General features: G+C 60.0%; 23 protein-coding genes. 9 read left to right on the forward strand and 14 right to left on the reverse strand.

From position 1 onward, the window contains the following. Nucleotides 1–6: 6 nt before the first annotated feature. The 6 genes from PY650_RS07050 to PY650_RS07075 form a co-directional block, all read right to left on the reverse strand. Nucleotides 7–1434 (reverse strand): gamma-aminobutyraldehyde dehydrogenase, encoded by a 1428-nt coding sequence (locus PY650_RS07050; protein ID WP_285878339.1) that lies wholly within the window; start codon nt 1432–1434, stop codon nt 7–9. 14 nt (nt 1435–1448) lie between these two features. After that, nucleotides 1449–2264 carry an ABC transporter permease gene (locus PY650_RS07055; protein WP_285878340.1) on the reverse strand — a complete coding sequence of 272 codons (816 nt, stop codon included), beginning with the start codon at nt 2262–2264 and terminating at the stop codon, nt 1449–1451. Then, on the reverse strand, nt 2254–3222 hold the full coding sequence (locus tag PY650_RS07060) for an ABC transporter permease (RefSeq protein WP_285878341.1): 969 nt from the start codon (nt 3220–3222) through the stop codon (nt 2254–2256). Before PY650_RS07060 ends, PY650_RS07055 begins: the two co-directional genes overlap by 11 nt. Then, nucleotides 3219–4205: an ABC transporter ATP-binding protein gene (locus PY650_RS07065; protein ID WP_285878342.1), complete on the reverse strand. Its 987-nt coding sequence runs from the start codon at nt 4203–4205 to the stop codon at nt 3219–3221. Before PY650_RS07065 ends, PY650_RS07060 begins: the two co-directional genes overlap by 4 nt. Before the next feature lie 164 nt (nt 4206–4369). Next, on the reverse strand, nt 4370–5530 hold the full coding sequence (locus PY650_RS07070) for an ABC transporter substrate-binding protein (RefSeq protein ID WP_285878343.1): 1161 nt from the start codon (nt 5528–5530) through the stop codon (nt 4370–4372). Between the two features lie 146 nt (nt 5531–5676). Then, nucleotides 5677–6585: a LysR family transcriptional regulator gene (locus tag PY650_RS07075; RefSeq protein ID WP_285878344.1), complete on the reverse strand. Its 909-nt coding sequence runs from the start codon at nt 6583–6585 to the stop codon at nt 5677–5679. 194 nt (nt 6586–6779) lie between these two features. Between PY650_RS07075 and PY650_RS07080 the strand changes: the two genes are divergently transcribed. Next, nucleotides 6780–7622 carry a hypothetical protein gene (locus PY650_RS07080; RefSeq protein ID WP_285878346.1) on the forward strand — a complete coding sequence of 281 codons (843 nt, stop codon included), beginning with the start codon at nt 6780–6782 and terminating at the stop codon, nt 7620–7622. A gap of 43 nt (nt 7623–7665) precedes the next feature. Here PY650_RS07080 and PY650_RS07085 read toward each other — a convergent pair whose 3' ends face one another. The 6 genes from PY650_RS07085 to PY650_RS07110 all read right to left on the reverse strand — a co-directional run bounded on the left by PY650_RS07085 (nt 7666) and on the right by PY650_RS07110 (nt 13807). Next, a complete protein-coding gene (locus tag PY650_RS07085; protein ID WP_285878347.1) occupies nt 7666–7950 on the reverse strand; it encodes a hypothetical protein in 285 nt (94 codons plus the stop codon). A gap of 142 nt (nt 7951–8092) precedes the next feature. Further along, complete coding sequence (gene lysS, locus PY650_RS07090) at nt 8093–9589, reverse strand: lysine--tRNA ligase (protein ID WP_285878348.1); 1497 nt, start codon at nt 9587–9589, stop codon at nt 8093–8095. A gap of 15 nt (nt 9590–9604) precedes the next feature. Next, nucleotides 9605–11062 (reverse strand): glutamate--tRNA ligase, encoded by a 1458-nt coding sequence (gltX, locus tag PY650_RS07095; RefSeq protein WP_285878349.1) that lies wholly within the window; start codon nt 11060–11062, stop codon nt 9605–9607. Nucleotides 11063–11305: 243 nt separating this feature from the next. Continuing rightward, nucleotides 11306–12049 carry a TerC family protein gene (locus PY650_RS07100; RefSeq protein WP_285878350.1) on the reverse strand — a complete coding sequence of 248 codons (744 nt, stop codon included), beginning with the start codon at nt 12047–12049 and terminating at the stop codon, nt 11306–11308. A gap of 132 nt (nt 12050–12181) precedes the next feature. After that, nucleotides 12182–13021: an AraC family transcriptional regulator gene (locus PY650_RS07105; RefSeq protein ID WP_285878351.1), complete on the reverse strand. Its 840-nt coding sequence runs from the start codon at nt 13019–13021 to the stop codon at nt 12182–12184. A 105-nt stretch (nt 13022–13126) separates the two neighbouring features. Beyond that, nucleotides 13127–13807: a TetR/AcrR family transcriptional regulator gene (locus PY650_RS07110; protein ID WP_285878352.1), complete on the reverse strand. Its 681-nt coding sequence runs from the start codon at nt 13805–13807 to the stop codon at nt 13127–13129. Between the two features lie 164 nt (nt 13808–13971). On the opposite strand from PY650_RS07110, the gene PY650_RS07115 reads away from it, so the two are divergent. The 5 genes from PY650_RS07115 to xylA all read left to right on the forward strand — a co-directional run bounded on the left by PY650_RS07115 (nt 13972) and on the right by xylA (nt 21092). Then, nucleotides 13972–15210, forward strand: a complete 1239-nt coding sequence (locus PY650_RS07115; RefSeq protein ID WP_285878353.1) for an HlyD family secretion protein — start codon at nt 13972–13974, stop codon at nt 15208–15210. A gap of 15 nt (nt 15211–15225) precedes the next feature. Continuing rightward, complete coding sequence (locus PY650_RS07120) at nt 15226–16824, forward strand: DHA2 family efflux MFS transporter permease subunit (protein WP_285878356.1); 1599 nt, start codon at nt 15226–15228, stop codon at nt 16822–16824. Between the two features lie 207 nt (nt 16825–17031). After that, nucleotides 17032–18057, forward strand: coding sequence for a LacI family DNA-binding transcriptional regulator (locus PY650_RS07125; RefSeq protein WP_285878357.1), 1026 nt, complete (start codon nt 17032–17034; stop codon nt 18055–18057). Between the two features lie 37 nt (nt 18058–18094). After that, nucleotides 18095–19552: a xylulokinase gene (gene xylB, locus PY650_RS07130; RefSeq protein WP_285878358.1), complete on the forward strand. Its 1458-nt coding sequence runs from the start codon at nt 18095–18097 to the stop codon at nt 19550–19552. A 229-nt stretch (nt 19553–19781) separates the two neighbouring features. Further along, a complete protein-coding gene (gene xylA, locus PY650_RS07135; RefSeq protein ID WP_285878359.1) occupies nt 19782–21092 on the forward strand; it encodes a xylose isomerase in 1311 nt (436 codons plus the stop codon). Between the two features lie 40 nt (nt 21093–21132). On the opposite strand, the gene PY650_RS07140 is transcribed toward xylA, so the two are convergent. Further along, nucleotides 21133–21489 carry a VOC family protein gene (locus PY650_RS07140; RefSeq protein ID WP_285878360.1) on the reverse strand — a complete coding sequence of 119 codons (357 nt, stop codon included), beginning with the start codon at nt 21487–21489 and terminating at the stop codon, nt 21133–21135. Between the two features lie 11 nt (nt 21490–21500). Next, complete coding sequence (locus PY650_RS07145) at nt 21501–22526, reverse strand: LacI family DNA-binding transcriptional regulator (RefSeq protein WP_285878361.1); 1026 nt, start codon at nt 22524–22526, stop codon at nt 21501–21503. A gap of 166 nt (nt 22527–22692) precedes the next feature. On the opposite strand from PY650_RS07145, the gene PY650_RS07150 reads away from it, so the two are divergent. The 3 genes from PY650_RS07150 to PY650_RS07160 all read left to right on the forward strand — a co-directional run bounded on the left by PY650_RS07150 (nt 22693) and on the right by PY650_RS07160 (nt 26303). After that, nucleotides 22693–24216, forward strand: coding sequence for a sugar ABC transporter ATP-binding protein (locus tag PY650_RS07150; protein WP_285878362.1), 1524 nt, complete (start codon nt 22693–22695; stop codon nt 24214–24216). A 60-nt stretch (nt 24217–24276) separates the two neighbouring features. Next, on the forward strand, nt 24277–25293 hold the full coding sequence (locus PY650_RS07155) for an ABC transporter permease (RefSeq protein ID WP_285878363.1): 1017 nt from the start codon (nt 24277–24279) through the stop codon (nt 25291–25293). A gap of 62 nt (nt 25294–25355) precedes the next feature. Then, complete coding sequence (locus PY650_RS07160) at nt 25356–26303, forward strand: substrate-binding domain-containing protein (protein ID WP_285878364.1); 948 nt, start codon at nt 25356–25358, stop codon at nt 26301–26303. The last annotated feature ends 164 nt before the right edge of the window (nt 26304–26467 follow it).

The raw sequence follows: 26467 nt of genomic DNA on the forward strand, positions 1-26467 counted from the left end.
TCGCTCTCACCCGTGGTTGATCATCACGTGCCGGACGGCGGTATAGTCCTCCAGCGCGTAGACCGACATGTCCTTGCCGTAGCCGGATTGCTTGAGGCCGCCATGGGGCATTTCATTGACCAGCATGAAATGGGTATTAATCCAGGTGCAGCCATATTGCAGCCGGGCGGCGGTTTGCATGCCGCGGCTGATGTCCTTGGTCCAAATGGAGGATGCAAGGCCATAGTCGCTGTCGTTGGCCCAGGTCACGGCATCCTCGACATCGGTGAAGCGGGTGACGGAGACGACCGGGCCGAACACCTCGCGACGGACGATTTCGTCGTCTTGCGTGGCGCCGGCTACAACGGTCGGGGCATAAAAGAAGCCACGCTCGCCGGAGGTTTTGCCGCCGGTGGTGATCTGCATGTGCTTGTGTTCGGCGGCGCGGGTGACGAAACTTTCGACACGGTCGCGCTGACGTTTGGAGATCAGCGGGCCAATTTCGTTTTCGGCGTCGTCAGCCAGATTGAACTTGATGCTGGAGACGGCGGAGGTGAGGTCGGCGACGAAATTGTCATAGACCTTGGCATCGGCGTAGATACGGCACGCGGCCGTACAGTCCTGACCGGCATTGTAGTAACCGAAGGTCCTGATGCCGGCGACGACAGCGTCAATGTCGGCATCGCCGAAGACGATGACCGGGGCCTTGCCGCCGAGCTCGAGATGCGTGCGCTTGACCGTTTTGGCGGCGGCCTGCAGCACTTTCTTGCCGGTGGCGACGTCGCCGGTGATCGACACCATGGAGATTTTCGGGTGGTTGATCAGCGCGTTGCCGACGCTCTCGCCGCGGCCGAGGATGAGGTTGACGACGCCTTCCGGCAGGATGTCCGCCAACAGCTTCGCCATCTTCAGCGCTGTCAGCGGCGTCTGTTCGGAGGGTTTGAAGACGACCGTGTTGCCGCCGGCAATCGCCGGGGCCAGTTTCCAGGCCATCATCATCAGTGGATAGTTCCATGGCGCGATCGAGCCGACGATACCGATGGGATCGCGGCGGATCATGGAGGTGTGGCCGGGCAGGTACTCGCCGGCGACCGGGCCATGCAGGTTGCGCACCGCGCCGGCGAAGAAGCGGTAGCAGTCGACGATGGCGGGAATTTCGTCATTGAGAACAGCGTTGATCGGCTTGCCGCAATTCAGCGCTTCCAGCGTTGCGAAACCTTCGGCATCCTTCTCGATGGCGTCGGCGATCTTCAGGAGATAGGCGGAGCGCTGGCCGGGCGTCGTCTGCGACCAGCTCGCGAAAGCCTTTTCGGCGGCGTCGACGGCGGCATCGATCTGGCTGAGCGAAGCTTCCGGCAGGTTGAGCACGGTCTCTCCGGTCTTCGGATTGAGAATATGCTCTTCCGTCTCCGTACCGGCCTCAAAGCGGGAGCCGATCAGCATCTGGGTGTCCATAATAATCTCCCTTTTTATTTGCCCCCGCCGGCGATCTGATCGCCGTCGCGGGTAAGATAGTAGGCTGCCAGGATCGGCAGGAAGGTGACGAGCACAACGACCATGGCGACGACATTGGTGACCGGGCGTTGGCGCGGGCGGATCAGCTCTTCTAGCATCCAGATCGGCAAGGTCATCTGCTGGCCACCGGTGAAGGTGGTGACAATGACCTCGTCGAAGGAGAGCGCGAAGGCGAGCATGCCGCCCGCGAGAAGCGCCGTGCCGATATTCGGCAGGATGATATGGCGAAAGGTCTGGAAGCCGTCGGCACCGAGGTCCATCGAGGCTTCGATCAGCGAACCGGAGGTGCGGCGGAAGCGGGCAACGGCATTGTTGTAGACCACGACCACGCAGAAGGTGGCGTGGCCGAGAACAATCGTCCAGACCGAGAATGGAATATCGAACAGGCTAAAGGCCGAGCGCAGCGCAATGCCGGTGATGATGCCGGGGAGCGCAATCGGCAGGATCACCAGCAGCGAAATGGCCTCACCTCCGAAGAATTTCGTCTGGCTGACGGCGGCGGCGCATAGCGTGCCGAGCACTAAGGCGATGATGGTTGCGATGGTCGCGACCTGCACCGACAGCGCCAGCGACGACCAGACATCTGGCCGGTTCCAGGCTATGGAGAACCACTGCAGCGTAAAGCCTGGGGGTGGCCACTGATAGCTCTTGTCCTCGGTGGTGAAGGCATAAACAAAGATCAGCAGGATCGGCAGATGCAGGAAGAGCAGGCCGCCAGCGGCTGCGATCTTCAGCGGCAGGGAAGCGTTTTGGCCGCGATTAGAGCGCATCGAAAGCTCCCTGTTTCTTGGCGATCCAGAGATAGATGGCCATGATGAGGATCGGAACGACCGAGAAGGCGGCGGCGAGCGGCACGTTGCCGGCCGTACCCTGCTGCGCATAGACCGCCTGGCCGATGAAGAGGCGCGACGAACCGATGATCTGCGGGATGATGTAATCGCCGAGGGTCAGCGAAAAAGTGAAGATCGAGCCGGCTACAACGCCGGGCAGCGCCAGCGGCAACATGACGGTGCGGAAGGTCTGGTTCGGCGTGGCGCCGAGATCGGCGGACGCTTCGAGGAGATTGGCGGGCACGCGCTCAAGGGCAGCCTGCGTCGGCAGGATCATATAGGGCAGCCAGATATAGACGAAGACCAGGAAGGTGCCGATATAGCTTACCGACAGCGAATTGCCGCCGACGATCGGGAGATTGAGCACGCCGTCCAGCAGCCAGCCGACATGGAGCTTGTCGAAAAGCCAGGTCAAAATGCCCTCCTTGGCGAGGATCAGCTTCCAGGCATAGACCTTGACCAGATAGCTCGACCAGAGCGGCAGCATGACGCCGAGATAAAACAGCGCCTTCCATTTTCCCTTGGCGTAACGCGCCGCATAATAGGCGATCGGGAAAGCTACGAAGGAGGAGGCGACGGTCACCAGCGCGGCCATTACTATGGTGCGGATAATGATGTCGAAATTGGCGGAATTCAAAAGCTGCGCATAGGTCGAGAGCGTAAATTCGTAATTCACCGTTCCCGAGAAGTCGTCGATCGAGAAGAAGCTCTGGAGGAGCAGCGCGATCAGTGAGCCGATATAGATGATGCCGAGCCAGAGCAGCGGCGGCGTCAGCATCAAAAAAAGCAGGAGTTTCGGGCGCCGCCAGAAGAGATCCGACAGGCGGCCAAAGAAACCGCCGCGGCGTGGCAGGATCGAGGTGGCCGCCGGCGCGGTCGTGATTGCGGCTGACGTCATGCTGCGTCGTCCATGTAATGTATGTCTTTAGGCAGCCAGGCGATACGCACCGAGGCGCCGGTCTGCGGAATGGGCTGGCCTGCCGGCACGGTGACATGCATCCGCGTGCCATGCGCTTCCACCGAAAGGCGGGTGGCGGCGCCGAGGAAGCTGGTCGCCTGCACCGTCGCCGGAACACCGGCATCCTGCGTCAGTCGTATCGCTTCTGGCCTCAGGCTCGCCCAGCGCCGTTCGCCACCGAGCGACGACATGGTCTCGGGCGCGATCACGTTGGAGGAGCCGACGAAATCGGCGACAAAGCGGGTCTTCGGCCGCTGATAGATATCGTGCGGCGTGCCCTCCTGCACGATGCCGCCATTGTTGAAGACGGCGACGCGGTCGGCCATGGAGAGTGCTTCACCCTGATCGTGGGTGACGAAGACGAAGGTGATGCCGAGCGCCCGCTGCAGGCTTTTCAGTTCTTCCTGCATCTGCTCGCGCAGCTTGAGGTCTAGCGCGCCAAGCGGCTCGTCGAGAAGAAGAACCTTCGGCTTGTTGACGAGAGCACGGGCTAGCGCCACGCGTTGACGCTGGCCTCCGGAGAGTTGGCCGGGGCGGCGGGCGCCATAGCCCGGCAACTTCACCAGTTCCAGTGCCTGTTCAGCAGCCCTCAGCCGTAAGGTCCTGTCGATACCCTTGACCATCAGCCCATAGGCGACGTTGTCGAGGATATTGAGATGCGGGAAGAGGGCATAGTCCTGAAAGACGGTGTTGACGTTGCGGCGATAGGGCGGCACGCCTTCGGCGGTTTCGCCGAAAATCTCAATATGGCCGCCTGTCGGTTGCTCGAAACCGGCAATGAGCCGCAGGCAAGTGGTCTTGCCGGAGCCGGAGGGGCCGAGCATTGCGAAGAATTCACCGGAGGCGATCTCCAGATCGACGCGGTCGACGGCGCGGACCTGGCCGAAATGGCGCGATACCTGCTCAAAACGGACGGCGGTCATGGGATGCTCCGGGGTATGCAGGGACGACGGCCATATTCCGCCGCAGTCTCTCCGTTTGGAAAAGGGCTGTGTGAGGCGATGAGGGGCTTTCGATATCGGGCCCCTCATCGTCCCGATGCGATCGCGCTCTTTAAGATGGAGGCGGTCGCCACAATCGGCGTGAACTATCTGCCCCCAATCACACCGATATAGTCGGAAACCCAGCGATGATACGGCACGCATTCGCCTTCGCTAGTGCACTTGGCAACCGGGGTTTTCCAGAACTTGATCTTGTCGAAATGATCGTAGCCGTTGGTGGCGCAACCGCTGTCGGTCAGGAGTTCATTGCCCTTGCAGGCGGCGGGAACCGAGGGCACCGCGCCGAACCAGGCCGCAGCGTCACCCTGGACCTTTGGCTGCAATGAATGTTCGATCCACATATAGGCGCAGTTCGGATGCTGGCTGTCGGCATGCAGCATGGTGGTATCGGCCCATCCGGTCGCGCCCTCATCCGGGAAGGTCGAGCCGATTTTCTGTTTGTCGGCCTGCAGGAGGTTGACCTGGAACGGCCAGGAGCCAGAGGCGACGACGCCTTCGTTCTTGAAGTCATCCGTCTGGATCATCGCGTCGTGCCAATAGCGGCTGACGAGTTTGCGCTGGCCGCGCAGCAGGTCGAGAGCGGCCTTGTATTGGTCTTCGTTGAGTTCATAAGGATCCTTGATGCCAAGTTCCGGCTTGTGAGCCATTAGGTAAAGCGCGGCGTCGGCGATATAGATCGGGCCGTCATAGGCCTGGACGCGACCCTTGTTGGACTTGCCATCCGGCAGGGTCATTTCCTCGAAGACGACATTCCAGCTCTTCGGTGCCTGACCCTTGAAGGCGTCTGTATTGTACATCAGCACGTTCGGCCCCCAGAGATAGGGAACGCCGTAGTGGACGCCGTTGACGGTATGCCATGGCGCATTTTTCAAACGTTCATCGAGATTTTTCCAGCTCGGGATCAGATCGACGTTGATCGGCTGGACACGCTTGCCGGCGACAAGGCGCAGCGACGCGTCGCCCGAGGCGGTAACAAGGTCGAAGCCACCTTCATTCATCAGCGCCACCATTTCGTCCGAGGTAGCGGCGGTCTTGACACTGACTTTGCAGCCCGTGTCCTTCTCGAACTGGGTGACCCAGTCGTAATTCTTGTCGCTTTCGCCGCGCTCGATATAGCCGGCCCAGGCGACAATACTCACAGCGCCTTCTCCCTTGCCGAGCGTTTTCAACGGCTCAGCGGCGATGACCTGCGTGGCGAAGCCTAGGCATGCTAGCGCAGCCGTGCATGATTTCAGCAGATGCTTCATCGAATTCTCCCGGTTCTTGAGCCAGTTGGTCTCGGAGCCAGTTTCTGGCGTTTTGTTCCCGGAGAAAAAAGTGACGCGATTTGGTCGTATTCGCAAATTCATTTATCAGAAAGGCGATATCGGAATTTCCGATGGAAAGTGGAAACCTACCGCTGACGGCCCGAACGCATGGCTTCGGCGATACCGACGAAATCGCGGGCGGCTTGCGGCAGGCTCGAGCCCTTGCGCCAAACCATGCCGACCTGCACGACCGGCAGCGAGCCGGAGACATCGCGGCTTTCGATACGATCACCTTCCAGCGACCAAGGCCGGTAGACGAGATCTGGCAACAGCGCAACGCCGGCGCCTGTGGCAACCAGGCTGCGCACCGCCTCGACCGAGCGGGTGCGGAAGGCCACATGCGGGCGCGCGCCGAGTGCCGTCAGCAGCTTGCCGGTATTCTCTTCGATCTCGTCGATGGTCAGCATGATCAGTGGTTCGCGCGAAATGTCGGCGACGCTGATGATGTCGGCGGAGACGAGGGGATGGCCCATCGGCAGCCAGAGGCGATAGGGGGATGTTTCGAGGATTTCGGCCTGTAGCGCCATGCGGTCGCGCAGGTTGGAAATGACCATGACGGCAACGTCGAGTTCGCCGCCGACCAGCAGATGTTCGAGATACCCGCCATTGTCCTCGATGGCGCTGACCTCGACGCCGGGGCAGGCGCGACGATAGCGCGCCAGGAGGTCGGACAATACATAGCCGGCAACCAGCGAAGTCACGCCGATATTTAGCGAGCCGCCGGCGGCGTTCTGCTGGCTGGAGAAACTGGTGCGGGCGTCGGAAACGGTCGCGAGGATCTTCGTGGCATGGCGGAGGAACTGGTGGCCATTATGGGTAATCGACAAGCCGCGCGGATGGCGGTCGAAAAGCTCGACGCCGAGGTCGCTCTCCAGTTCCTTCAGCGCTTCGGTGACCGAGGATTGCGAGATCGACAGGTTCTGCGCGGCGCGGGTAATGGAGCCCTGTTCCGCCACGGCAACGAAATACTGAAGCTGTCTCAAAGTGAAGGCCATGCCCCGGTTAGAGCATGGCGGTGCCATCCGAGGCAAGCGCCGGCATCGGTCTGAAAGGCTTGGACCTTTTTTGGTAACGGAAACGAGAGCAGTACAAGATTCATCACTTCTTTAAGTATTCCGAAACGCCATGTCCCTAACGTGAGAGTTGATCATTTTGTCGCGTTGGAGTGCTCTATGGTGGAGCAGTTGGCGTGAGCGCCTTACTGCACATTTTCCGGCCATCCCGGAAGCTTGTCGTCATCGTCGGCGGAGTGGCCCTGTTTATGGGCTGTTCCGGCGTCTTTGCGCTTTATATCGGCAAAGACAAGCTCCTGGGCCTGGCCGCAGCCTCCCCGAACGGCCTGAAATGCAGCGACGTCAATCTCGTCACGATCCGCAAGGAAGATCGGTTCTGGGTGCGCAAATATATCCGCACCGATCCGACTGACGGATTGACGCGGGTTAAAACGGCGCTTCGCGTTGCCAAGGCCGTCTATGACGAACAAAAACCGGATCTGGTTCAGGTGGTGGTTCTCGACAAAAATGGGCCGACCTTGCGGTCCGATATTCGCGGCCGGGCGCTAGGCGCCGACGTCGTATATGTGCCGCATCCCGGCAGGGTTGCCGATGGTACCGTCGAGGAGCCGGTCACGGCTCGTTACTACAATGGCGGTGCGAGCGCCGAAGGTCTCTTCTATGGCGAACAGATCAACATGTTGCCCAAGGATATCGACGACGCGCTGGCGGCGCTGAAAGATCACACCGACTGCGACAATCCGTTGGCCGCCGAGAACGGCGGCGATGCGAAGAAGGACAAGCAGAAGGCCGCCGAAGCAGCCGAGCAGAAAGCCGCCGCCCGCGTAGAAAAGGACGAAACGCCCAAGACACCTCCAGAACAGCGCCCTCCGGCACCTACCGGCAAACTCCCGCCTGAGGGCGACAATACCGGCAGCTTCATCGGCGCCGACGCCGCCGCCCCATATAACACGCTATCGCCGGGTCTCGATCCGACCATGACGGGCGCCAGCGATCGAAGGTCGCCAGTGACGAATTGACCGCCGGCGACCTTCGCCTTGCCGAGACGAAGGCGGAAATCCCTCAATCCGCCAAATGCTTTTCCCCGATGGCCTGATAAAGCGCAAACAGCGCCTCGTGGACCGCGCCCGCGAGACGGTAGAAATCGGGATTGGCAAGAATGGCCGGGTGTTGCAGCAACTGATCGTCCGTCAAGTCGAGCATGAGCGATGTGGTATGCATCGCTTCATGGCATCCGAACGTGCCCGGCGCGTATTGCGCCAGATCAACATCGCCCAATTCGGAGAGATCGGCCAGGCGCTGTTGCTCGAGATCGGCGTCCGTGATCAGGTTTTCTGTCTCAGTCATTATTGTGCACCTTATTTCCCGAGGGTGAGAATTCGCCGCGCGTGGGCGGTATTTATACGCAATCTGCAAACAATGGCCCAACGAAAAAGCCGCCAGGCATAAGCTGGCGGCCTATCGTCTCTATCGTCTGTGCGAAACTGTCCTAGTCTGCCTTGCTGCGCCGTGCCGGGAACAGGATGATGTCGCGGATCGACGGGGAATTGGTCAGCAGCATGATCAGGCGGTCGACGCCGATGCCGAGGCCGCCGGCGGGTGGCATGCCCTGGTCGATGGCGTCGAGGAATTCTTCGTCCAGTTCCTTCTGCTTTTCGCCACGGGCATGCGCCTGTTCGAGCTGCTCGACCATGCGGGCGCGCTGCTCTTCCGGATCGTTGAGTTCCGAGAAGGCGTTGCCGAGTTCCCAGGTATTGCAATAGGTCTCGAAGCGTTCGACCAAGCGCGGCTCGCCCGGCACTTCCTTGGCGAAGGGCGAGATGTCCTTCGGGAAATGCGTAACGTGCGCCGGTTGAATCAACGTGCCTTCGACCTTCTCTTCGAAGATGAAGGCAAGGCATTCACCCCAGGTCGCATCCTTCTCGACGGCGAAGCCGGCGGCTTGGGAGGCAGCGCGGGCTTCCTCATCAGTCTTGAGCGCCAGGAAGTCGATGCCAGTCGCTTGCCTGACGGCATCGGGCATCGGTACGCGGCGGAATGGGCCCTTGAAGGAGATCTGCTTGTCGCCGAAAGTAAATTCCGTGCTGCCGTGGATCGACATGGCGAGCGTCGAGAATAGCCGCTCGACGAGGTCCATGATGTCCTCGTAGTCGGCATAGGCCCAGTAGCACTCCATCATGGTGAATTCGGGATTGTGCCTTGTGGAAACGCCTTCGTTGCGGAAATTGCGGTTGATCTCGAAGACCTTGTCGGTGAGGCCCGAAACCAGGGTGCGCTTCAGGAACAGCTCCGGCGCGATGCGCAGGTACATGTCGAGCTTCAGCGTGTTGTGATGCGTCTTGAACGGCTCGGCGGTGGCGCCGCCATAGACTGAGTGCAGCATCGGCGTTTCGACTTCCATGAAGCCGTCATTCTCCATGAAACGGCGGATGCCGGAGACGATGCGGCTGCGCTGCTGGAAGCGAAGCTTCGATTCCTCGTTGGTCATGATGTCGAGGTGGCGCTTGCGGTAGCGCAGCTCGATGTCGGACAGGCCATGCCACTTTTCCGGCATCGGCAACAGTGACTTGGTCAGCATGGTGATCTGCTGGGCGTTGATCGTCAACTCGCCGCGCTTGGTGCGGCGCACGATACCGGTTACGCCGATGATGTCGCCGATATCGATCATCGGCAGCAGGGCGCGGGCCTCTTGGCCAGTGACGTCCTTGTGGCTGAAGATCTGGATCTTGCCGGAGGCGTCATGGATATCCATGAACATTCCGGAATTGCGCGAGGAATAGACGCGGCCGGCGACGGTGACGACATCGCCCGTTTCCGTATCCGGCTCCAGCCCCTCGTATTTCGCGGCCAGTTCGGCGTTGGTCAACGTCCGGTGAAAGTGAGCCGGATAGACCTCGCCGATCTGTTCGCGCAGCAGCTTCAGCTTCTGTGCGCGGACTTCCGTCGCGTCGGATGAAAGGGCTGATGTTTCAGTCTTGTCGTTCATATTGGTAAATCCGGTTCAGTTCTTCGGGCCGACGAGGGTCGCAACGGTCTGGGCGGCAAGTTTCAGCCGCTGACGCACGACGGAGCGGCCGAGAATCGCCATGCTATCGAAGAGCGGCAGCGAACGCGACGAGCCCGATACGGCGACGAAAAGCGGCGCAACGATGACCTTCAGCTTTTTGCCCATGCGGTCGGCGATGGCGCGCAATTCGGCCTCGATCGTCTCGACATTCCATTCGAGGATCTTTTCGAGGTCAGGCTGCACGGCGTTCAGGATTTCCAGCAGCTCCTCCGGCGTCGACTTGATCTTGGCAAAAGCCGAGGGATCGAGATTGAGGTCGGACTTGAAGAGGAAGCCCGTGAGGTCGGGCAGTTCGCCGAGCTTGGAAATGCGCGACTGCGACAGCTTCAGGCCTTCCCTCAGCCGGTTGTTTTCCATCGCCCAGGTCAGAACCCGGTGCTGGAATTCCTCTTCCGACAGTTTCTCGCGGATCCAGCGTCCGTTCAGCCAGTCGAGCTTCTGGATGTCGAAGATCGCGCCCGCCTTCGAGAGGTTTTCCGGGTCGAACTTTCCGGCGAGTTCGTCCATGCTCAGAAGCTCTTCGCCCTCAGCGATCTGGATGAAGAACAGGCCAAGAAAATTCATCAGCGCTTCGGGGATATAGCCGAGTGCCGTGTAATAGGAGATCGAGGTCGGGTTCTTGCGCTTCGACAGCTTCGACTTGTCGGCATTGCGCATCAGCGACAGGTGCATGAACACCGGCGGCTCCCAGCCGAGATACTGGTAGATCAGGATATGCTTCGGCACCGAGGCGAGCCATTCCTCGCCGCGTGCGACATGGGTGATCTTCATCAAATGGTCGTCGACGACGTTGGCCATATGATAGGTCGGCATGCCGTCGGCCTTCAGCAGGACCTGCATGTCGACCGCATCCCAGGGGATTTCGACATCGCCATAGACGCCGTCATGGAACTTGCAGGAGCCTTCGGTCGGGATCTTCATGCGTACGACATGCGGCTCGCCGGCGGCAACGCGCGAGGAGACTTCTTCGGCAGTAAGGTTCAAACAGTGCCCGTCATACTTTGGCGGCAGGCCGGCGGCGCGTTGCGCAGCGCGCATCTGTTCCAGCCGCTCCGGTGTGCAGAAGCAGCGGAAACCGTGGCCGGCATCGACGATCTTCTCGACATAGGGCTTGTAAATATCCTTGCGGTCGCTCTGGCGATAGGGGCCGTAGGGGCCGCCCACGTCAGGGCCTTCGGACCATTTCAGGCCGCACCATTTCAGCGCGTCGAGCACCTTCGTCTCGAATTCCGGTGTCGAGCGCGTCGCATCCGTGTCTTCGATGCGCAGGATGAACTCGCCACCATGCTTCTTGGCGAAGAGATAGTTGAACAGCGCAATATAAGCGGTGCCGACATGCGGTTCGCCGGTCGGGGAGGGTGCGATGCGGACGCGAACGCCTGAAGTGGTCATCTTGTTTGCTCGTCAGAAAAAGCCAAGCCGCTGCTTGCCATAAGCGCTGCCTCGCTGGAGATGTTTATCTGAATTAGGAAACTGGCCGGAAAAGGGCGTCTTGACGCTTCAATCCCGCGTTTTCCGTTTGGCTGGCCTTAGGCCATATTCAACGGATGACGTCAAGGGAAACTGCGCCGCGGAATTGCCTGGGCGAGATTGAAGACCTTGCGCCGCATCGATTCGAGCGGCTTGATCTCCTGATCAACGTCCGCCGGCGGCCCTTTTTCGCCTGTTGCGCGCCAGCGTATTCAGCATCTCGACTGCGGCGGAGAAGGCCATGGCGGTGTAGACGTAGCCCTTGGGAACGTGGAATCCCATGCCTTCGGCGATCAGCGTCGTGCCGATCATCAGCAGGAAGGCGAGCGCCAGCATGACGATGGTCGGGTTCTTCTCGATGAAATTGGCAAGCGGGGTGGCGGCTACCAGCATGACGGTGACCGCGGCGATGACGGCGATAAACATGATCGGCAGATGCGGCGTCATGCCGACGGCGGTGATGATGCTGTCGACCGAGAAGACGAGGTCGAGCAGCAGAATCTGGCCGATGGCCGATGCAAAGGTTGTGGTCGTCGATTTGGCAATGAAGTCCTCGCCATGTTCTTCGGGATCGACATTGTGATGGATTTCCTTGGTTGCCTTCCACACCAGGAACAGGCCGCCGGCAATCAGGATCAGGTCCCTCCAGGAGAAGCCCTCGCCGAAGACTTCGAAGACCGGTTCCGTCAGTTGCACCATCCAGGCGATGGTCGCGAGCAGCACAAGACGCATGACCAGGGCGAGGCCGATGCCGAACCTGCGGGCTTTCACACGGTGTTCGACGGGTAATTTGTTGGTCAGGATCGAGATGAAGATCAGGTTGTCGATGCCGAGGACTACTTCCATGACGACGAGCGTGACGAGCGCAATCCATGCGCTCGGATCCTGCACCAAATCAACAATGTCCATCGACGATTTTCCTCCGGCCAGCGTCGGCCGACGCTGCCCCCAGCTCCGGCTCCCCAGCAATGGTCGCTAATGTAAGGAGTGAAATCGCAGGCGCAAGCGCCATCCGCATTTTCGCGGATGGCGCGCATATTTCTATGCCTTCAGGGGAATCCATATCTCCGTCACACCCATGCCGGTGTGGGGATCGAAACGTTCGTCGTAACGTTCCATCATGTCGGGCACGCCGCCGTGCTGGTGGCCGGATTGCGGCAACCAGTCGCCGAAGATCTGGTGCACGGTAGCGGAGATACCGGAAACATGGCCGCGATGAGTGAAGACGGCATAGCGCTGCGGCGGCAGCTTCATGGTCGTGAAGCCCTCCGGCAGATCGTCGGTCGCCGTGACCTCGGCGGCGGACATATAGCGGAAGCTGTCGGTTTCGCCTTCGGCCTGGGTGCAGACGCCGTAGGCGACATTGCCGACCTGGGCGGGGATATGGCCGAAATACTGGTTGAATTTTTGCCAGAGCGAAGGAATTCCCTGCGTGGCTTCATAGGCATAGGTTTCCGCAAGGCCGGCCAATAGCAATGTGGGGCGGGTTTCGAAACGCGGTGCGTCGAGTTTGGGAAGGCGGTTGTCGTCCATTCTAATCGGCTCCAGCAAGAAAAGGTTTCGGGCGTGCCCCTGTTTGCGCAAACTGTCGGGCGTCATCCCGAATTGTTCGCGAAAGGCACGGGTGAATGCCTCGTGCGAGCCGTAGCCCGCATCGAGGGCAACCTCGAGAATGGTCGAGGAGCTGTTGATCAGCGCAAGGGCCGCCCCGCTGAGGCGCCGGCCCCTGATATAACCGCTGATCGAATGGCCGGTGGTCAGTCCAAAGACGCGTGACAGATGATAGCGCGACAGGCCGGCCGTATCGGCGATCTCGTCCAGCGAGATATCAGATGAGAAATGGCTTTCGATAAACCATATCGCTCTTCCAATCGCGCTCATGTTCGATTTCCCTGGTTGCCCGCCCATTGTTAGGCGCGGACCGGCTCTCGGGCTTGATCGCGATTGCGGGATTGGCGGGCATATCCACCGGCTGACGGAAGGCGATCAAGCCTGATCGTTCCGATTATTACCATAAGCTGCCATGAAGACGCGAACCGCGCCGCGCACGACATAGTCGATCTCCTCTTTCGAGGGAGGGATATCCATGTCTCCAAACAGTCTCAGCTTGAAGTAGCTGCCGCTGGCCATGTCGAGGAAATGACGTGCGGCCATATCGAAGTCCTCGATGCGAAGACGGCCGGCGGTGACCTGACGTTCGAGGAAGCTGCGCAGAACGGTTCGCAGGTTTTCCGGGCCAGCGAAAAAGCGTTGACAGAGGGATGGCATCCGTTCGCGCACACCGATGACGGTGCGCATGGCGCTGATGGTCTTCTGCGATGTGACGTGGCTCACGAACACCATGCCGAAATCATAAAGACTGGTTGAAACATCGGCGTCGTCCGCAAGCGTGGTGCGCACGGTCTCGACGAAACGCGCGCGCTCACTGTCTATCATAGCGGAGAACAGATCTTCCTTATTGGCGAAATAGACGTAAAGAGTGCCCTTGGAGACGCCGGCTTCGCGCGTGACGTCGTTCATGCTCGCCGCATCGAACCCCATTTTCATGAAGACGCGTGTGGCACCATCCAGAATCTGCTGGCGCTTGACGGGGTCCTCGCCGGCCGCCCAACGCCCTCCCGATGCGGGTGCGTTTACGACTGCGGTGTTTTCAGGTTCGTGTTTCATCGTCTCCGTTTAGCTCGATCACTTTTTCTGAATCTTAATCAGATTCATTAATTAAATCGAACCGGATGGTTCGATATGACTTGATATGGAATGAAAAACGATCTATGTCAACTGAACTGAACCGTTCGGTTCGATTATTCTAGCCAGATTCCGGTGGTAGGGCAATGTCGTCAAGTCATGGTAACAATGTAGCGCGCATCGTTGATGATTCCGCTGATGTCGAAGTGGAAGCAAAGGGCGTCCGCACATCTGTTGAGGCTCCTGCCGCGGAACGGCCTGGCAACGCACCCCCCGCCCAGGCTGCGCCTGCTGCTCCAGAACAGGCGGCCCCACCGCCGGCTGAGAAGAAGCGGCGCAGCCTGGTGCTTCCGATCATTGTCGTTCTGGCGCTCGTCGGTGGCGGCTGGTACGGCTATGAGTGGTGGACGAACGGTCGCTTCCTGGTGTCGACCGACGATGCTTACATCGAAGGCGACATCGCGACCATTCAGCCGAAGGTGACGGGTTATGTCGCCAAGGTGAACGTCGTCGCCAACCAGCAGGTCAAGGCCGGCGATGTGCTCGCCACGCTCGACGACGGCGACTACAAGCTTGCGCTTGGCCAGGCCCAGGCTTCGCTAGACACCGAGCAATTGTCATTGCACACGATCGATGCGCAGATTGCCGCCGGCCAGGCCGCACTTGCCCAGGCGCAGGCTCAAAAGGTCGCGCTAGAAGCGACCGTGCGCGGTGCGCAGATCACCCAGACCCGTGCTGCCGAACTTCAATCGAAGTCGGTCGGTACCACGGCCTCCTTGGATAGCGCCAATATCGCCCTCGACCAGGCCAAGGCCAATCTTGTCGGCGGCGATGCCGCTATCGCATCGGCTCAGGCCAACATCAACCTGCTGCAGGCGCAGCGTCGCCAGGCCGAAAGCACAATCAAGGGCCTGGAGGCCGCTCGCGACAAGGCGGCCCGCGACCTCTCCTTCACCGTGCTGAAGGCGCCCTATGACGGCGTTGTCGGCAACCGTTCGGTTCAGGAGGGCGATCTTGTCTCTCCCGGCCAGAAGCTGATGGCGCTGGTTCCGACGCGCCAGCTCTATATCGACGCCAACTTCAAGGAAACGCAGATCCAGCACCTGGTTGCCGGTTCCAAGGTTAACGTCCATGTCGATGCCTATAGCGATCATCCGATCGTCGGTACGGTAACGTCGATCGCTCCGGCCTCTGGCTCGGTCTTCTCACTGCTTCCGCCGGAAAATGCGACGGGCAACTTCACCAAGGTGGTCCAGCGCGTACCGGTTCGTATCGCATTGCCGCAGGATGCGCTCGACAGCGGTCGTTTGCGGGCTGGTCTGAGTGTGGTTGTCGATGTCGATACCCGCACTGCGCCTGATCGTGCCGGCTGGGCCAATAACTAAGTTCGGAGAGCGCCGATGGCCTCGACAGCAGCGACGGTAGGTTCGATAGCCGGTCCCGCCGTCCCAGCGGCGGAACATATGGACCCCCGCAGACTCATCGCATTCTTCGCGATGGTGCTCGGCATGTTCATGTCGATCCTGGACATTCAGGTGGTTTCAGCCTCCCTCAGCGAAATCCAGGCCGGCCTTAGCGCCGGCTCGGATGAAATTCCATGGGTCCAGACAGCCTATCTGATCGCTGAAGTCATCATGATTCCGCTTTCGGGAACGCTGGCCCGCATCATTTCGACACGATATCTTTTTGCCGCCTCCGCTGCCGGCTTTACGATAGCCAGTGGTCTTTGTGCGACGGCGACCAACATCGATCAGATGATCGTCTATCGTGCGCTTCAGGGCTTTATCGGCGGCGGCATGATTCCGTCAGTTTTCGCTGCTGCCTTCACCATTTTCCCACCGTCAAAGCGCAATGTGGTGTCGCCGATCATCGGTCTGATCGCAACGCTTGCTCCGACCATCGGCCCCACGGTTGGCGGCTATCTCAGCCACGCATTTTCCTGGCATTGGCTGTTCCTGGTCAACATTGGACCCGGTATCATCGTCACCATCGTCACCTGGAATTTCATTGACTTCGACAAGCCAGAACTGTCGTTGATGAAGAAGTTCGACTGGTGGGGGTTATTTTCCATGGCGCTGTTCCTCGGCGCGCTGGAATATGTGCTTGAGGAAGGCAATACCAACGACTGGTTCAATGACGACTATATCGTGATGGCCGCGATTGCCTCCGCAATTGGTGCGCTCATCTTCTTTTACCGGGCGTTTGCCGTCGATTTCCCCGTCGTCGATTTGAAAGCCTTCGGCAATAAAAATTTCGCGTTTGGTTCGATGTTCTCCTTCGTGATGGGCATCGGGCTTTATGGTCTGACCTACATCTATCCCGTCTATCTCAGCCGTATCCGCGGATATGATTCTTTGATGATCGGCGAGACGATGTTCGTCTCCGGCCTGGCGATGTTCTTCACCGCGCCTCTGGCCGGTATTCTGTCCGGCAAGATGGATCTTCGGATCATGATGATTATCGGGTTCTGCAGTTTCGCGACCGGTACGTGGATCATGACGGGCTTGACGATGGAGTGGGATTTCTGGGAACTCTTCATCCCGCAGATACTTCGCGGCTTCGGGCTGATGATGTGCATGGTGCCGATCAATAACATCGCGCTCGGAACCATGCCTCCTGCTCGCATGCGCGGCGCTTCCGGCCTGTTTAACCTGACCCGCAACCTTGGCGGTGCCGTCGGGCTCGCTATCATCAATACGGTGCTCAGCACCCGTCAGGACGCCCACTATATGCATCTGCGCGAGCATGTGCATTGGGGCAGCCCCGCCGCCATGGATCAAATCAACAATATGTCGGCTAATTTCAGTGCCAGTGGCTTGGACGGCCCGCAGGCGGCGGTGCGGCAGTTGGTCAATATGGCGGAGCAGCAGGCGATCATCATGTCCTTTAGCGACGTCTTCCTAATGCTGACGGTATTGTTCCTTGCGATGATTTTCGGCGTATTGATGCTCAACAAGCCGAAGGCCCCGCCGAAAGGCGCGGGCGGCGGTGGCCACTAGAACATCCCGCTTTCAGGTGGCATCATCTGCAAACGGATAGAATGCTTCCGGCATCGCGTTTCACTCCTATCTCCCTGTAATGGAAAGGCTTCTCGGATCGAGGAGCCTTTTTCTTTTCGTTGGCATCGACCGGAATTTCTCGACACTGGAAAATTTTTGATTTACGTACATCAGAATTAGCGGTAAGAATCTCATTAGGAGGAGCTGATGAGACCCACCGTTTACGATATCGCTGCCGCAGCGGGCGTCAGCCTTGCGACTGTGGACCGGGTGCTGAACCAGCGCCCGGGCGTGCGTCTCGTGACGCGTGAGAAAGTGGAAGCGGCAATTCGCGACATCGGCTATGTGCGCGACGTGGCAGCCGCCAATCTTGCCAAGGGCCGTGTCTATCCGCTCGTCTTCATCCTGCCGACCGGCGATAATTCCTTCATGCACGGCCTCTACGCGGAAGTGCGCCAGGCGATGACCCGATCGGCGTTCGAGCGCACCGAGATTAGCATAGTGGAGGTGCCTGCCTTCGACACAGCGGCCCTGGTGGCCGCGCTTGACGCATTGCACGGCACGGACCTTGCCGGCGCGGCCTTGGTAGCGATCGATGCGCCGGACGTGCGGGCCGCCGTCGACCGGTTAGTGGCGGCGCGGCTACCCGTTGTCACCCTCGTTTCCGACCTAACCGGATCCACGCGGCATCACTATGCCGGCGTCGACAATATCGCTGCGGGCCGGACAGCGGCGCGGCTACTTGGCCGTTTTCTGGGCGGGCGCAACGGTGATGTCACCGTTCTCGCCGGCTCCATGCTGGTGCGCGACCATCGTGAGCGCTTGGAGGGATTTGCCTCTGTCATGGCGGCGGAATTTCCGCAACTACGCCTTCTGCCTGTGCTCGAAGGCCGCGACGATCCGGAGATCGCCAACGCGCTCGTTTCCGAGGCCCTATCCGGCAGCAACAGCATCATCGGCATCTACAGCCTCGGCGCCGGCAATCGCGGCTTGATCAGGGCGCTGAAAGCGACCGGGCACGGCCGCGGGCTGACCGTCGTCGTGCACGAACTGACAGAACATACCCGTGCGGCCTTGCAGGACGGCACGATCGATGCCGTCCTGAACCAGGACGCCGGCCACGAGGTGCGCAGCGCCATACGCGTCATGAAGGCGACGGCGGACGGACAGGACGTCATCGCCGGGCAGGAACGCATCCGCCTCGACATTTTCTTGAAGGACAATCTGCCCTGACCATCAAACCTGCGGCAGAGCATAGGGAGTACATCTGATGTATTTGGGTCTCGATCTCGGAACGTCCGGCGTCAAAGCGATGCTGATCGACGGCAATCAGAAGATCATCGGATCGGCCAATGGCGGGCTCGATGTGTCGCGTCCGTATCCGGGCTGGTCGGAACAGGAGCCGGCGCACTGGATTCGCGCCACCGAGGAGGCGGTCGCCGGCCTGAAGGCGGCTCACCCGAGGGAACTTGCTGCGGTGCGGGGTATCGGCCTTTCCGGCCAGATGCATGGCGCTACGCTGCTCGACGCGGACGACAAGGTGCTGCGCCCCTGCATCCTCTGGAACGATACGCGCAGCTATAACGAGGCAGCCGCACTCGACGCCGATCCGCGATTCCGGACGCTGACCGGCAACATCGTTTTCCCCGGCTTCACCGCACCGAAGCTCGCCTGGGTCGAAAAGCATGAGCCCGACATCTTCGCCAAGGTGCGCTGGGTACTGTTGCCGAAAGATTTTCTGCGCCTATGGCTGACCGGCGAGCACATGTCGGAAATGTCCGACTCCGCCGGCACATCCTGGCTCGACACCGGCAAGCGCAAATGGTCTTCCGAGCTGCTTGCCGCCACCAATCTCGACGAGAAACAGATGCCGACACTGGTCGAAGGCACGGAAGCCGCCGGTAAGCTGCGCGGCGAATTGGCCTCGAAGTGGGGCATTGCCGGCGACGTCGTCGTAGCCGGCGGGGCAGGGGACAATGCGGCCTCGGCTTGTGGTATGGGCACCGTCAGCCATGGCGCCGCCTTCGTCTCGCTCGGCACCTCCGGCGTGCTCTTCGCTGCCAACGGCTCCTACCTGCCGAAGCCGGAAAGCGCCGTTCATGCCTTCTGCCACGCGCTGCCGAACACCTGGCACCAGATGGGCGTCATCCTATCAGCGACCGACGCTTTGAATTGGCATTCGGGCGTCACCGGTAAATCTGCAGCCGAACTTACTGGCGAACTCGGAGATGCCTTGAAAGCGCCGTCTGGTGTCACCTTCCTTCCCTATCTTTCCGGCGAACGCACGCCGCACAACGATGCGACCATCCGCGGCGCCTTCATTGGTCTCGGTCATGAAAGCAGCCGTGCCGTGCTCACCCAGGCGGTGCTCGAGGGCGTCACCTTCGCTATTCGTGATAACCTCGAAGCACTGCGCTCGGCAGGCACCAATATTGCCCGCGTTACCGCCATCGGCGGCGGCTCGCGCTCGCGCTTTTGGCTGGCCTCGATTGCAACGGCCCTCGGCGTTCCCGTCGATTTGCCGGCCGACGGTGATTTCGGAGCTGCATTCGGCGCTGCCCGTCTCGGCCTGATCGCAGCAACCGGCGCCGATCCGGTCGCCGTTTGCGCGCCGCCTGAAACCGCCGGCACGATCGAACCGATAACAGCGCTAACGGGCGCTTACGAGGATGCCTACATGCGTTACCGTGCGCTTTATCCGGCGATCAAGCCGCTGTCGGCGCATTGAAACACCGTGGCGCAAAGCCGCTCATCCGGCCTATCGGCCACCTTCTCCCCGTTTTTGACGGGGAGAAGGTGGGAGGCACACCATCACCGGCCCTCTCACCTCCGAAGCGCGCGAGGAAACAGAGGTCGTCCCCTCTCCCCACAAACGGGGAGGGGGTTAGGGTGAGGGGCAGACCGCCAACACGGCACGAATAACACTACCGAAAATACCAAACCCAAGGAGATGAGACATGAGCACCGGATTTTTTGGTGACATCAAGAAAGTGAAATATGAAGGCCCCGACAGCACCAATCCGCTGGCCTTCCGCCACTACAACAAGGACGAAGTGGTTCTTGGCAAGCGCATGGAAGACCATCTGCGTTTTGCCGTTGCCTACTGGCATACCTTCACCTGGCCGGGCGGCGACCCCTTCGGCGGTCAGACCTTCCTCCGTCCCTGGTTCCGGGACACGATGGAAGCGGCCAAGCTGAAGGCCGATGTCGCTTTTGAATTCTTCACCCTGCTTGGCGCGCCCTACTATTGCTTCCACGATGCCGACGTGCGTCCGGAAGGCAAGAATTTCGCCGAGAACACCAAAAATCTGAATGAGATCGTCGACTACTTCGCCCAGAAGCAGGCTGAAACGGGCGTCAAGCTGCTGTGGGGCACGGCGAACCTGTTCTCGAACCGCCGCTTCATGTCAGGCGCTGCGACCAATCCGGATCCGGACGTTTTCGCTTTCTCGGCGGCGACGGTGAAGACCTGTATGGACGCGACGCACAAGCTCGGCGGCGAAAACTACGTTCTCTGGGGCGGCCGCGAAGGCTATGAAACCCTGCTCAACACCGATCTGAAGCGTGAGCTGGACCAGATGGGCCGCTTCCTCAACCTCGTGGTCGAGTACAAGCACAAGATCGGCTACAAGGGCACGATCCTGATCGAGCCGAAGCCGCAGGAGCCGACCAAGCATCAGTACGATTACGACGTCTCGACCGTCTATGGCTTCCTGAAAAAGAACGGCCTCGAAAACGAAGTGAAGGTCAACATTGAGCAGGGCCACGCTATTCTCGCCGGCCATTCCTTCGAGCATGAGCTGGCGCTCGCCAATGCTCTCGGCATCTTCGGCTCGATCGACATGAACCGCAACGACTATCAGTCCGGCTGGGATACCGACCAGTTCCCGAACAATGTTCCGGAAATGACGCTCGCTTACTACCACGTTCTGGCAGGCGGCGGATTCAAGACCGGCGGCACCAACTTCGACGCCAAGCTGCGCCGCCAGTCGCTCGATCCGGAAGACCTGCTGATCGGCCATATCGGCGGCATGGATTGCTGCGCCCGCGGCCTGAAGGCTGCTGCTAAGATGATCGAAGACAAGGCCCTGTCGCAGCCGCTCGCCGATCGCTATGCCGGCTGGGATTCCGCTGAAGGCCAGAAGCTTCTGCGCGGCGAATATTCCCTCGACCAGATCGCGCAGTGGGTCGAAAGCAAGGATGTCAACCCGCAGCCGAAATCCGGCAAGCAGGAACTCCTGGAAAACGTCGTCAATCGTTACGTTTGATTGTTAACATGCGGGAGGCGGTGGTTCATCGCCTCCCGCACTATCGCCTGAATGCGCGGCTCGAAATGGATATGGAGTTTCCGCTGGGGTCTTTGGCATTGGCAAATACATAGCCGTCGGCCTGATGCAACGGTCCGAATTCAAGTCCCCCGCTCGCGCATTTGGCGCGGAACGCTTCGACAAGTTCGACGTCGAAGACCAGTTTTACCGATGATTGGCCCATCTTCTGGGTCTTTGCCGCAGGATGGACCATTAGATTGGCGCCTCCGTCCGGCGCCAGCAGCTCGACAATTCGATCGCCGGCCTGTCGGAGCGGTTTGAACCCGAAATGTTTCTCGTAGAAGCCGATCGTCGCTTCCACATCGCGGGCGTAAAGGATGATCCTGCCGAGCGCCACGTTATGCCTCTCTATCGCCGGGCGCGCGACGGGGCCGAGACCGAGTTGCGCACCACTAGATCGGGCAGCAGCAGGATTTCCGTTTCCGCGGGCTGGCCGTCCGATAGGAGTTCGATCAGCAGCGACATCGCGTGCTTGCCGATGGCGGTCCGCGGCTGCCGGATGGTCGTCAGCGAGGGCGTCATGAAGACAGCCTGCGGCACATCGTCGAAGCCGGTCACCGAAAAATCCCTCGGAATGTCATAGCCGCGCGCCTTCAGCCCGATCATCACGCCGATGGCCGTCTGGTCGTTGACACACATGAAGGCTGTCGGCAGCGTGTCGCGCATGAAAAGCTGCTCGACGGCCAGCCGTCCGCTCTCGATGGTGCCGTCACCCTCGAACACAATGCGTAGGTCGGAACTGATATCGGCGGCATCGAGCCCCGCCTCATAGCCCATGCGCCGCCGGCAATAGGCAAGGCGGGTGCGCGAATCGCCGATGAATGCAATTTTCCGATGACCCTCGGCGATCAGAAGGTCGACCGCCTTGCGCGCTCCGGCGATATCGTCCACGCCGACATAGGGGATGCCGCCATTGAAGACCGGCTCGAAGACGCCCACGCTCGGCGGAAGCCGCGCTGTCATCGTCTGGTGTCCGAAGGGTAGGATACCTGTGAACAGGATCAAACCGGCCGCCTGGTTGGAATTCAGGAACTTTAGATATTCCAGCCCGCGCTGAGCATCGTTCTGCGTGTGGCCGATTAGGACGCCATAGCCGTGCGCGCGTGCCTCATTTTCCAACCCGATGAGAATATTGGAGAAATTGGGATCGCCGATATCAGGTGCGACAACGAGAATCATGTTCGAACGGCCAAGCCGCAGGCTGCGCGCCATGGCATTGGTGGTATAACCGGTGATCGCAATCGCCTGATTGACCTTCAGGCGCGTCGAGTTCGCGACCTTCTCAGGCATATGGATTGCCCGCGAGACCGTTGCGATCGAAACATTGGCAATTCTGGCGACGTCTTCGATAGTTGCGGGCGTGGAATTAGACACTGCGCTCTGCCTTGGGTCTCGTCTCGGACCGGACACTACACAGACTTCCGCCGAGGTCAAAGGCGACCGCGAAAAATTGTGCAATGTGCAATCATGTAAACCTTTACAGGCAATATGTAAAGGTTTACACAGCTTGGAAGTGGGTGGAGCCACGGGGGAGGACGTGATGAGTTCGGAGGCCGTCGACGGTGCGGTGGTGCTGTCCGCGAGGCGAATTTGCAAGTCCTTCAGCGGCGTGCAGGTACTGTTCAGCGTCAATTTCGATCTGCGTGCCGGCGAAATTCATGCGCTCATGGGCGAGAACGGTGCCGGCAAGTCGACGCTCGTCAAGGTTCTCTCCGGTTTCGAGCAGCCAAGCTCCGGCGAGATCCTGCTTGACGGCCAGCCGGTAAGGCTGCCACCCAACGGCGCAGCGGAAGCGCTCGGCATCGTCATCATCCACCAGGAATTCAATCTTGCCGAACATCTGACCGTGACCGAGAGCCTGTTTCTCGGTCGCGAAGTCACGCGTTTGGGTGTGCTCGACCGCAAATATATGCGCGCCGAAACGCGGCGTGTCCTCGATCTCCTCGGTTCGCATGTCGACGAGAGAGCCTTGATCAGCACGCTTTCCATCGCCGACAAGCAGATGGTTGAGATCGCCAAGGCAATCAGCCGGGACGCCAGGATCGTCTTCATGGACGAGCCGACCGCCGTCCTGTCGCGCGAGGAAACCAACTTCCTGTTCAAACAGGTGCGCAAGCTGCGTGACCAGGGGACGAGCTTCGTCTTCGTGTCCCACAAGCTAGACGAGGTCATGGAACTGACGGACCGGGTCACGGTCCTGCGCGATGGCCAATGGGTCAAGACATCGCAAACCTCGCTGCTCGACGGCGAATCGATTGCCCAGTTGATGGTTGGACGTGAGCTTTCCAGCCTTTATCCCGCCAAGAACGAGCCCGATGTCGACGAGAAGGTTGTGCTCAGCGTCAGCTCTCTTTCGACCGGCTATGTTCGCGATGCGAGCTTCGAACTGCGCAAGGGCGAGATATTGGGCTTTTCCGGCATGATCGGCTCGGGCCGCACCGAACTGATGGAAGCGGTCGTTGGGCTGCGCTCACGCGCTTCCGGTGAAGTGGTCGCCAACGGCCAAGCGGTGCCGTCACATGACGTGCATGCGGCCATCGATGCCGGGCTTGCCTATATGACCAAGGACCGGAAGTCCAAGGGCCTGCTTCTAAATTCGGGGATGGCCGTCAACCTGACCCTCCAGTCCTTGGATCGGCACGGCAAGTTCGGTTATCTGAGCGCTTCCAGCGAGGCCAATGCGCTGGCGCGGGCGCGCCGCCGCTTCGACATCCGGGTTCGCGACGGAAACATCATCGTTGGCCGCATGTCCGGCGGCAATCAGCAGAAATTGCTTCTGGCAAAGGTCATGGAAACCGGTCCGCGGATCATCATCATCGATGAGCCGACGCGCGGCATCGATGTCGGCACGAAGCAGCAGATCTATCATTTCATTTCGGCGCTGGCGCGCGACGGCCATTCGATCATCGTGGTCTCCTCGGAAATGCCCGAGGTCATCGGGCTGTGTACGCGGATCGCGGTGATGCGCGAGGGCCGGATCGTCGGCATGCTTGAAGGCGACGAGATCACCGAGCAGGAAATCATGCGTTATGCGGCGGGCCTGAAGAAAAAGACCGCTGCCTGAACGGGCGGCATAGGCAGGGCGAATTCCCAGCAATCATGGGACGGGAGGTTGGTTTTGGTTATGAGCGTGGGCGAAGACAGCAGCGGCAAGGCCGGTCAGCGAGGGCGTTCCTGGCGTGATATCGATCTCAGGGCCGTGGCTCCGTTTGCAGCGCTGGTGCTGCTTCTGATCGTAGGCGCACTGGTCAACCCGAATTTTATCGGCCTTACCAATCTCACCAATGTCGCGACGAGATGCGCCTATATCGCGATCATCGCAGTCGGCGCCACCTTCGTCATCTCGGCAGGCGATCTCGATTTGTCTGTCGGTGCGATGGTCGCATTCGTCGCAAGCCTGATGATCCTCTTGATGAACTCAGGCGTCATCGCCGATCCGGCCCTGATGCTGACGGCGGCTGTGTTGTTCTCGATCGTCGCCGGTCTCCTGTGCGGCTTGGCCAATGGTCTGATCACGACCATGGGCAAGATCGAGCCGTTCATCGCGACCCTCGGCACGATGGGCGTCTATCGTGGCTTGACGACGTGGCTGTCGCAGGGCGGCGCGATCACCTTGCGTCCGGCCAATTTGCAGGCGCTCTACAAGCCGGCTTACTACGGTTCCGTGCTCGGCGTGCCGGTGCCGATCGTCGTCATCATCGTCGTTACCTGCATCGCGGCTTTCATTCTTTATCGCACCCGTTATGGGCGGCATGTCATCGCCGTCGGCTCCAGTCGCGATGTTGCACGTTATTCGGGCGTCGCGGTCAATCGCGTGCGTACCGTCGCCTTCGTCATCCAGGGCCTGTGCGTGGCGATCGCCGTGCTTCTCTACGTGCCACGGCTTGGTTCGACATCGGCAACGACGGGCAGCTTATGGGAGTTGCAGGCGATCACGGCCGTCGTCGTTGGCGGCACGGCGCTAAAGGGCGGCGCGGGCAGGGTGTGGGGCACCGTTTGCGGCGCCTTCATTCTCGAGCTGGTCGGCAACATCATGCTGCTTTCCAATTTCATCAGCGAGTATCTGCTGAGTGCCATCCAGGGCGCGATCATCATCATCGCCATGCTCGTTCAGCGCTCGCTTGCTCGCAAACAGCAATAACCGGGTCCAAGGGGCGCCCGGTCATCATGACAATGCCCTGTCTCTATCTGGGAGGATGAAATATGCGTAAAAGACTATTTGGCCTGGCTGTCGCGCTGGCGGCTTTGGCCAGCACGGTTCACGCCGAGGACAGGAAGGTCACCATTGGCGTTTCCATTCCGGCAGCGGACCATGGCTGGACTTCGGGTGTCGTCTTCCACGCCGAACGCGTCGCCAAACTTCTGATGGCGGAACATCCGGGCCTTAACGTCATCGTCAAGACCTCGCCCGACGCAGCAAGCCAGGCAAATGCGGTACAGGACCTCGAGACTCAGGGCATCGACGCTCTCGTGATCCTGCCGTCGGATCCCGATCCGCTGGTCAACGCCATCAAGGAAGTCAAGGACAAGGGCAAGTTCGTCGCTCTGGTCGACCGCGCGCCAAGCAACAACGACAATTCCGTCCGCGACCTCTATGTTGCGGGCAACAATCCTGCGCTTGGCCAGACGGCAGGCGAATACATCAAGGCCAATACGCCGAATGCTCAGGTCGTTGTCATCCGCGGCCTGCCGATCCCGATCGACCAGCAGCGTCAGGACGGTTTCGACAAGGGCATCGCCGGCTCCAACGTCAAGGTTCTCGATCGGCAATACGGCAACTGGAACCGCGACGACGCTTTCAAGGTCATGCAGGACTATCTGACGAAGTTCCCGAAGATCGATGTCGTCTGGTGTCAGGATGACGACATGGCCGTCGGCGTGCTGCAGGCGATCGACCAGGCCAAGCGCACCGATATCCAGTATATCATCGCCGGCGCCGGTTCGAAGGATATGGTCAAGAAGGTCATGGACGGCGACAAGCTGATCCCGGTCGACGTTCTCTATCCGCCGGCAATGGTGGGAACGGCCATGGAACTGACCGCTGCCAACTTCTATGATCAGGTTCCAGTCCGCGGCAATTATATCCTGGATGCGACCTTGGTCACCAAGGATAATGCCAAGGATTTCTACTTCCCCGATTCGCCGTTCTGAATGGATGATCCACACATTTCGAGCAAGGCGCCCGCCGTTCCGGCGGGCGTTTTTTTCGGTTCCGCCACGGAGTTTCGCTCAGTCCGGTAATTTTTGCGGCACGTACCTCTTGTCGTCGAAGGCGGGCCGTGATTAGGTCTCGATGCATTCGACTTTCGGCCAGA

It is taken from the genome of Martinezella calliandrae (assembly GCF_030272695.1).
GTDB classification, from domain to species: Bacteria; Pseudomonadota; Alphaproteobacteria; order Rhizobiales; family Rhizobiaceae; genus Rhizobium; species Rhizobium calliandrae.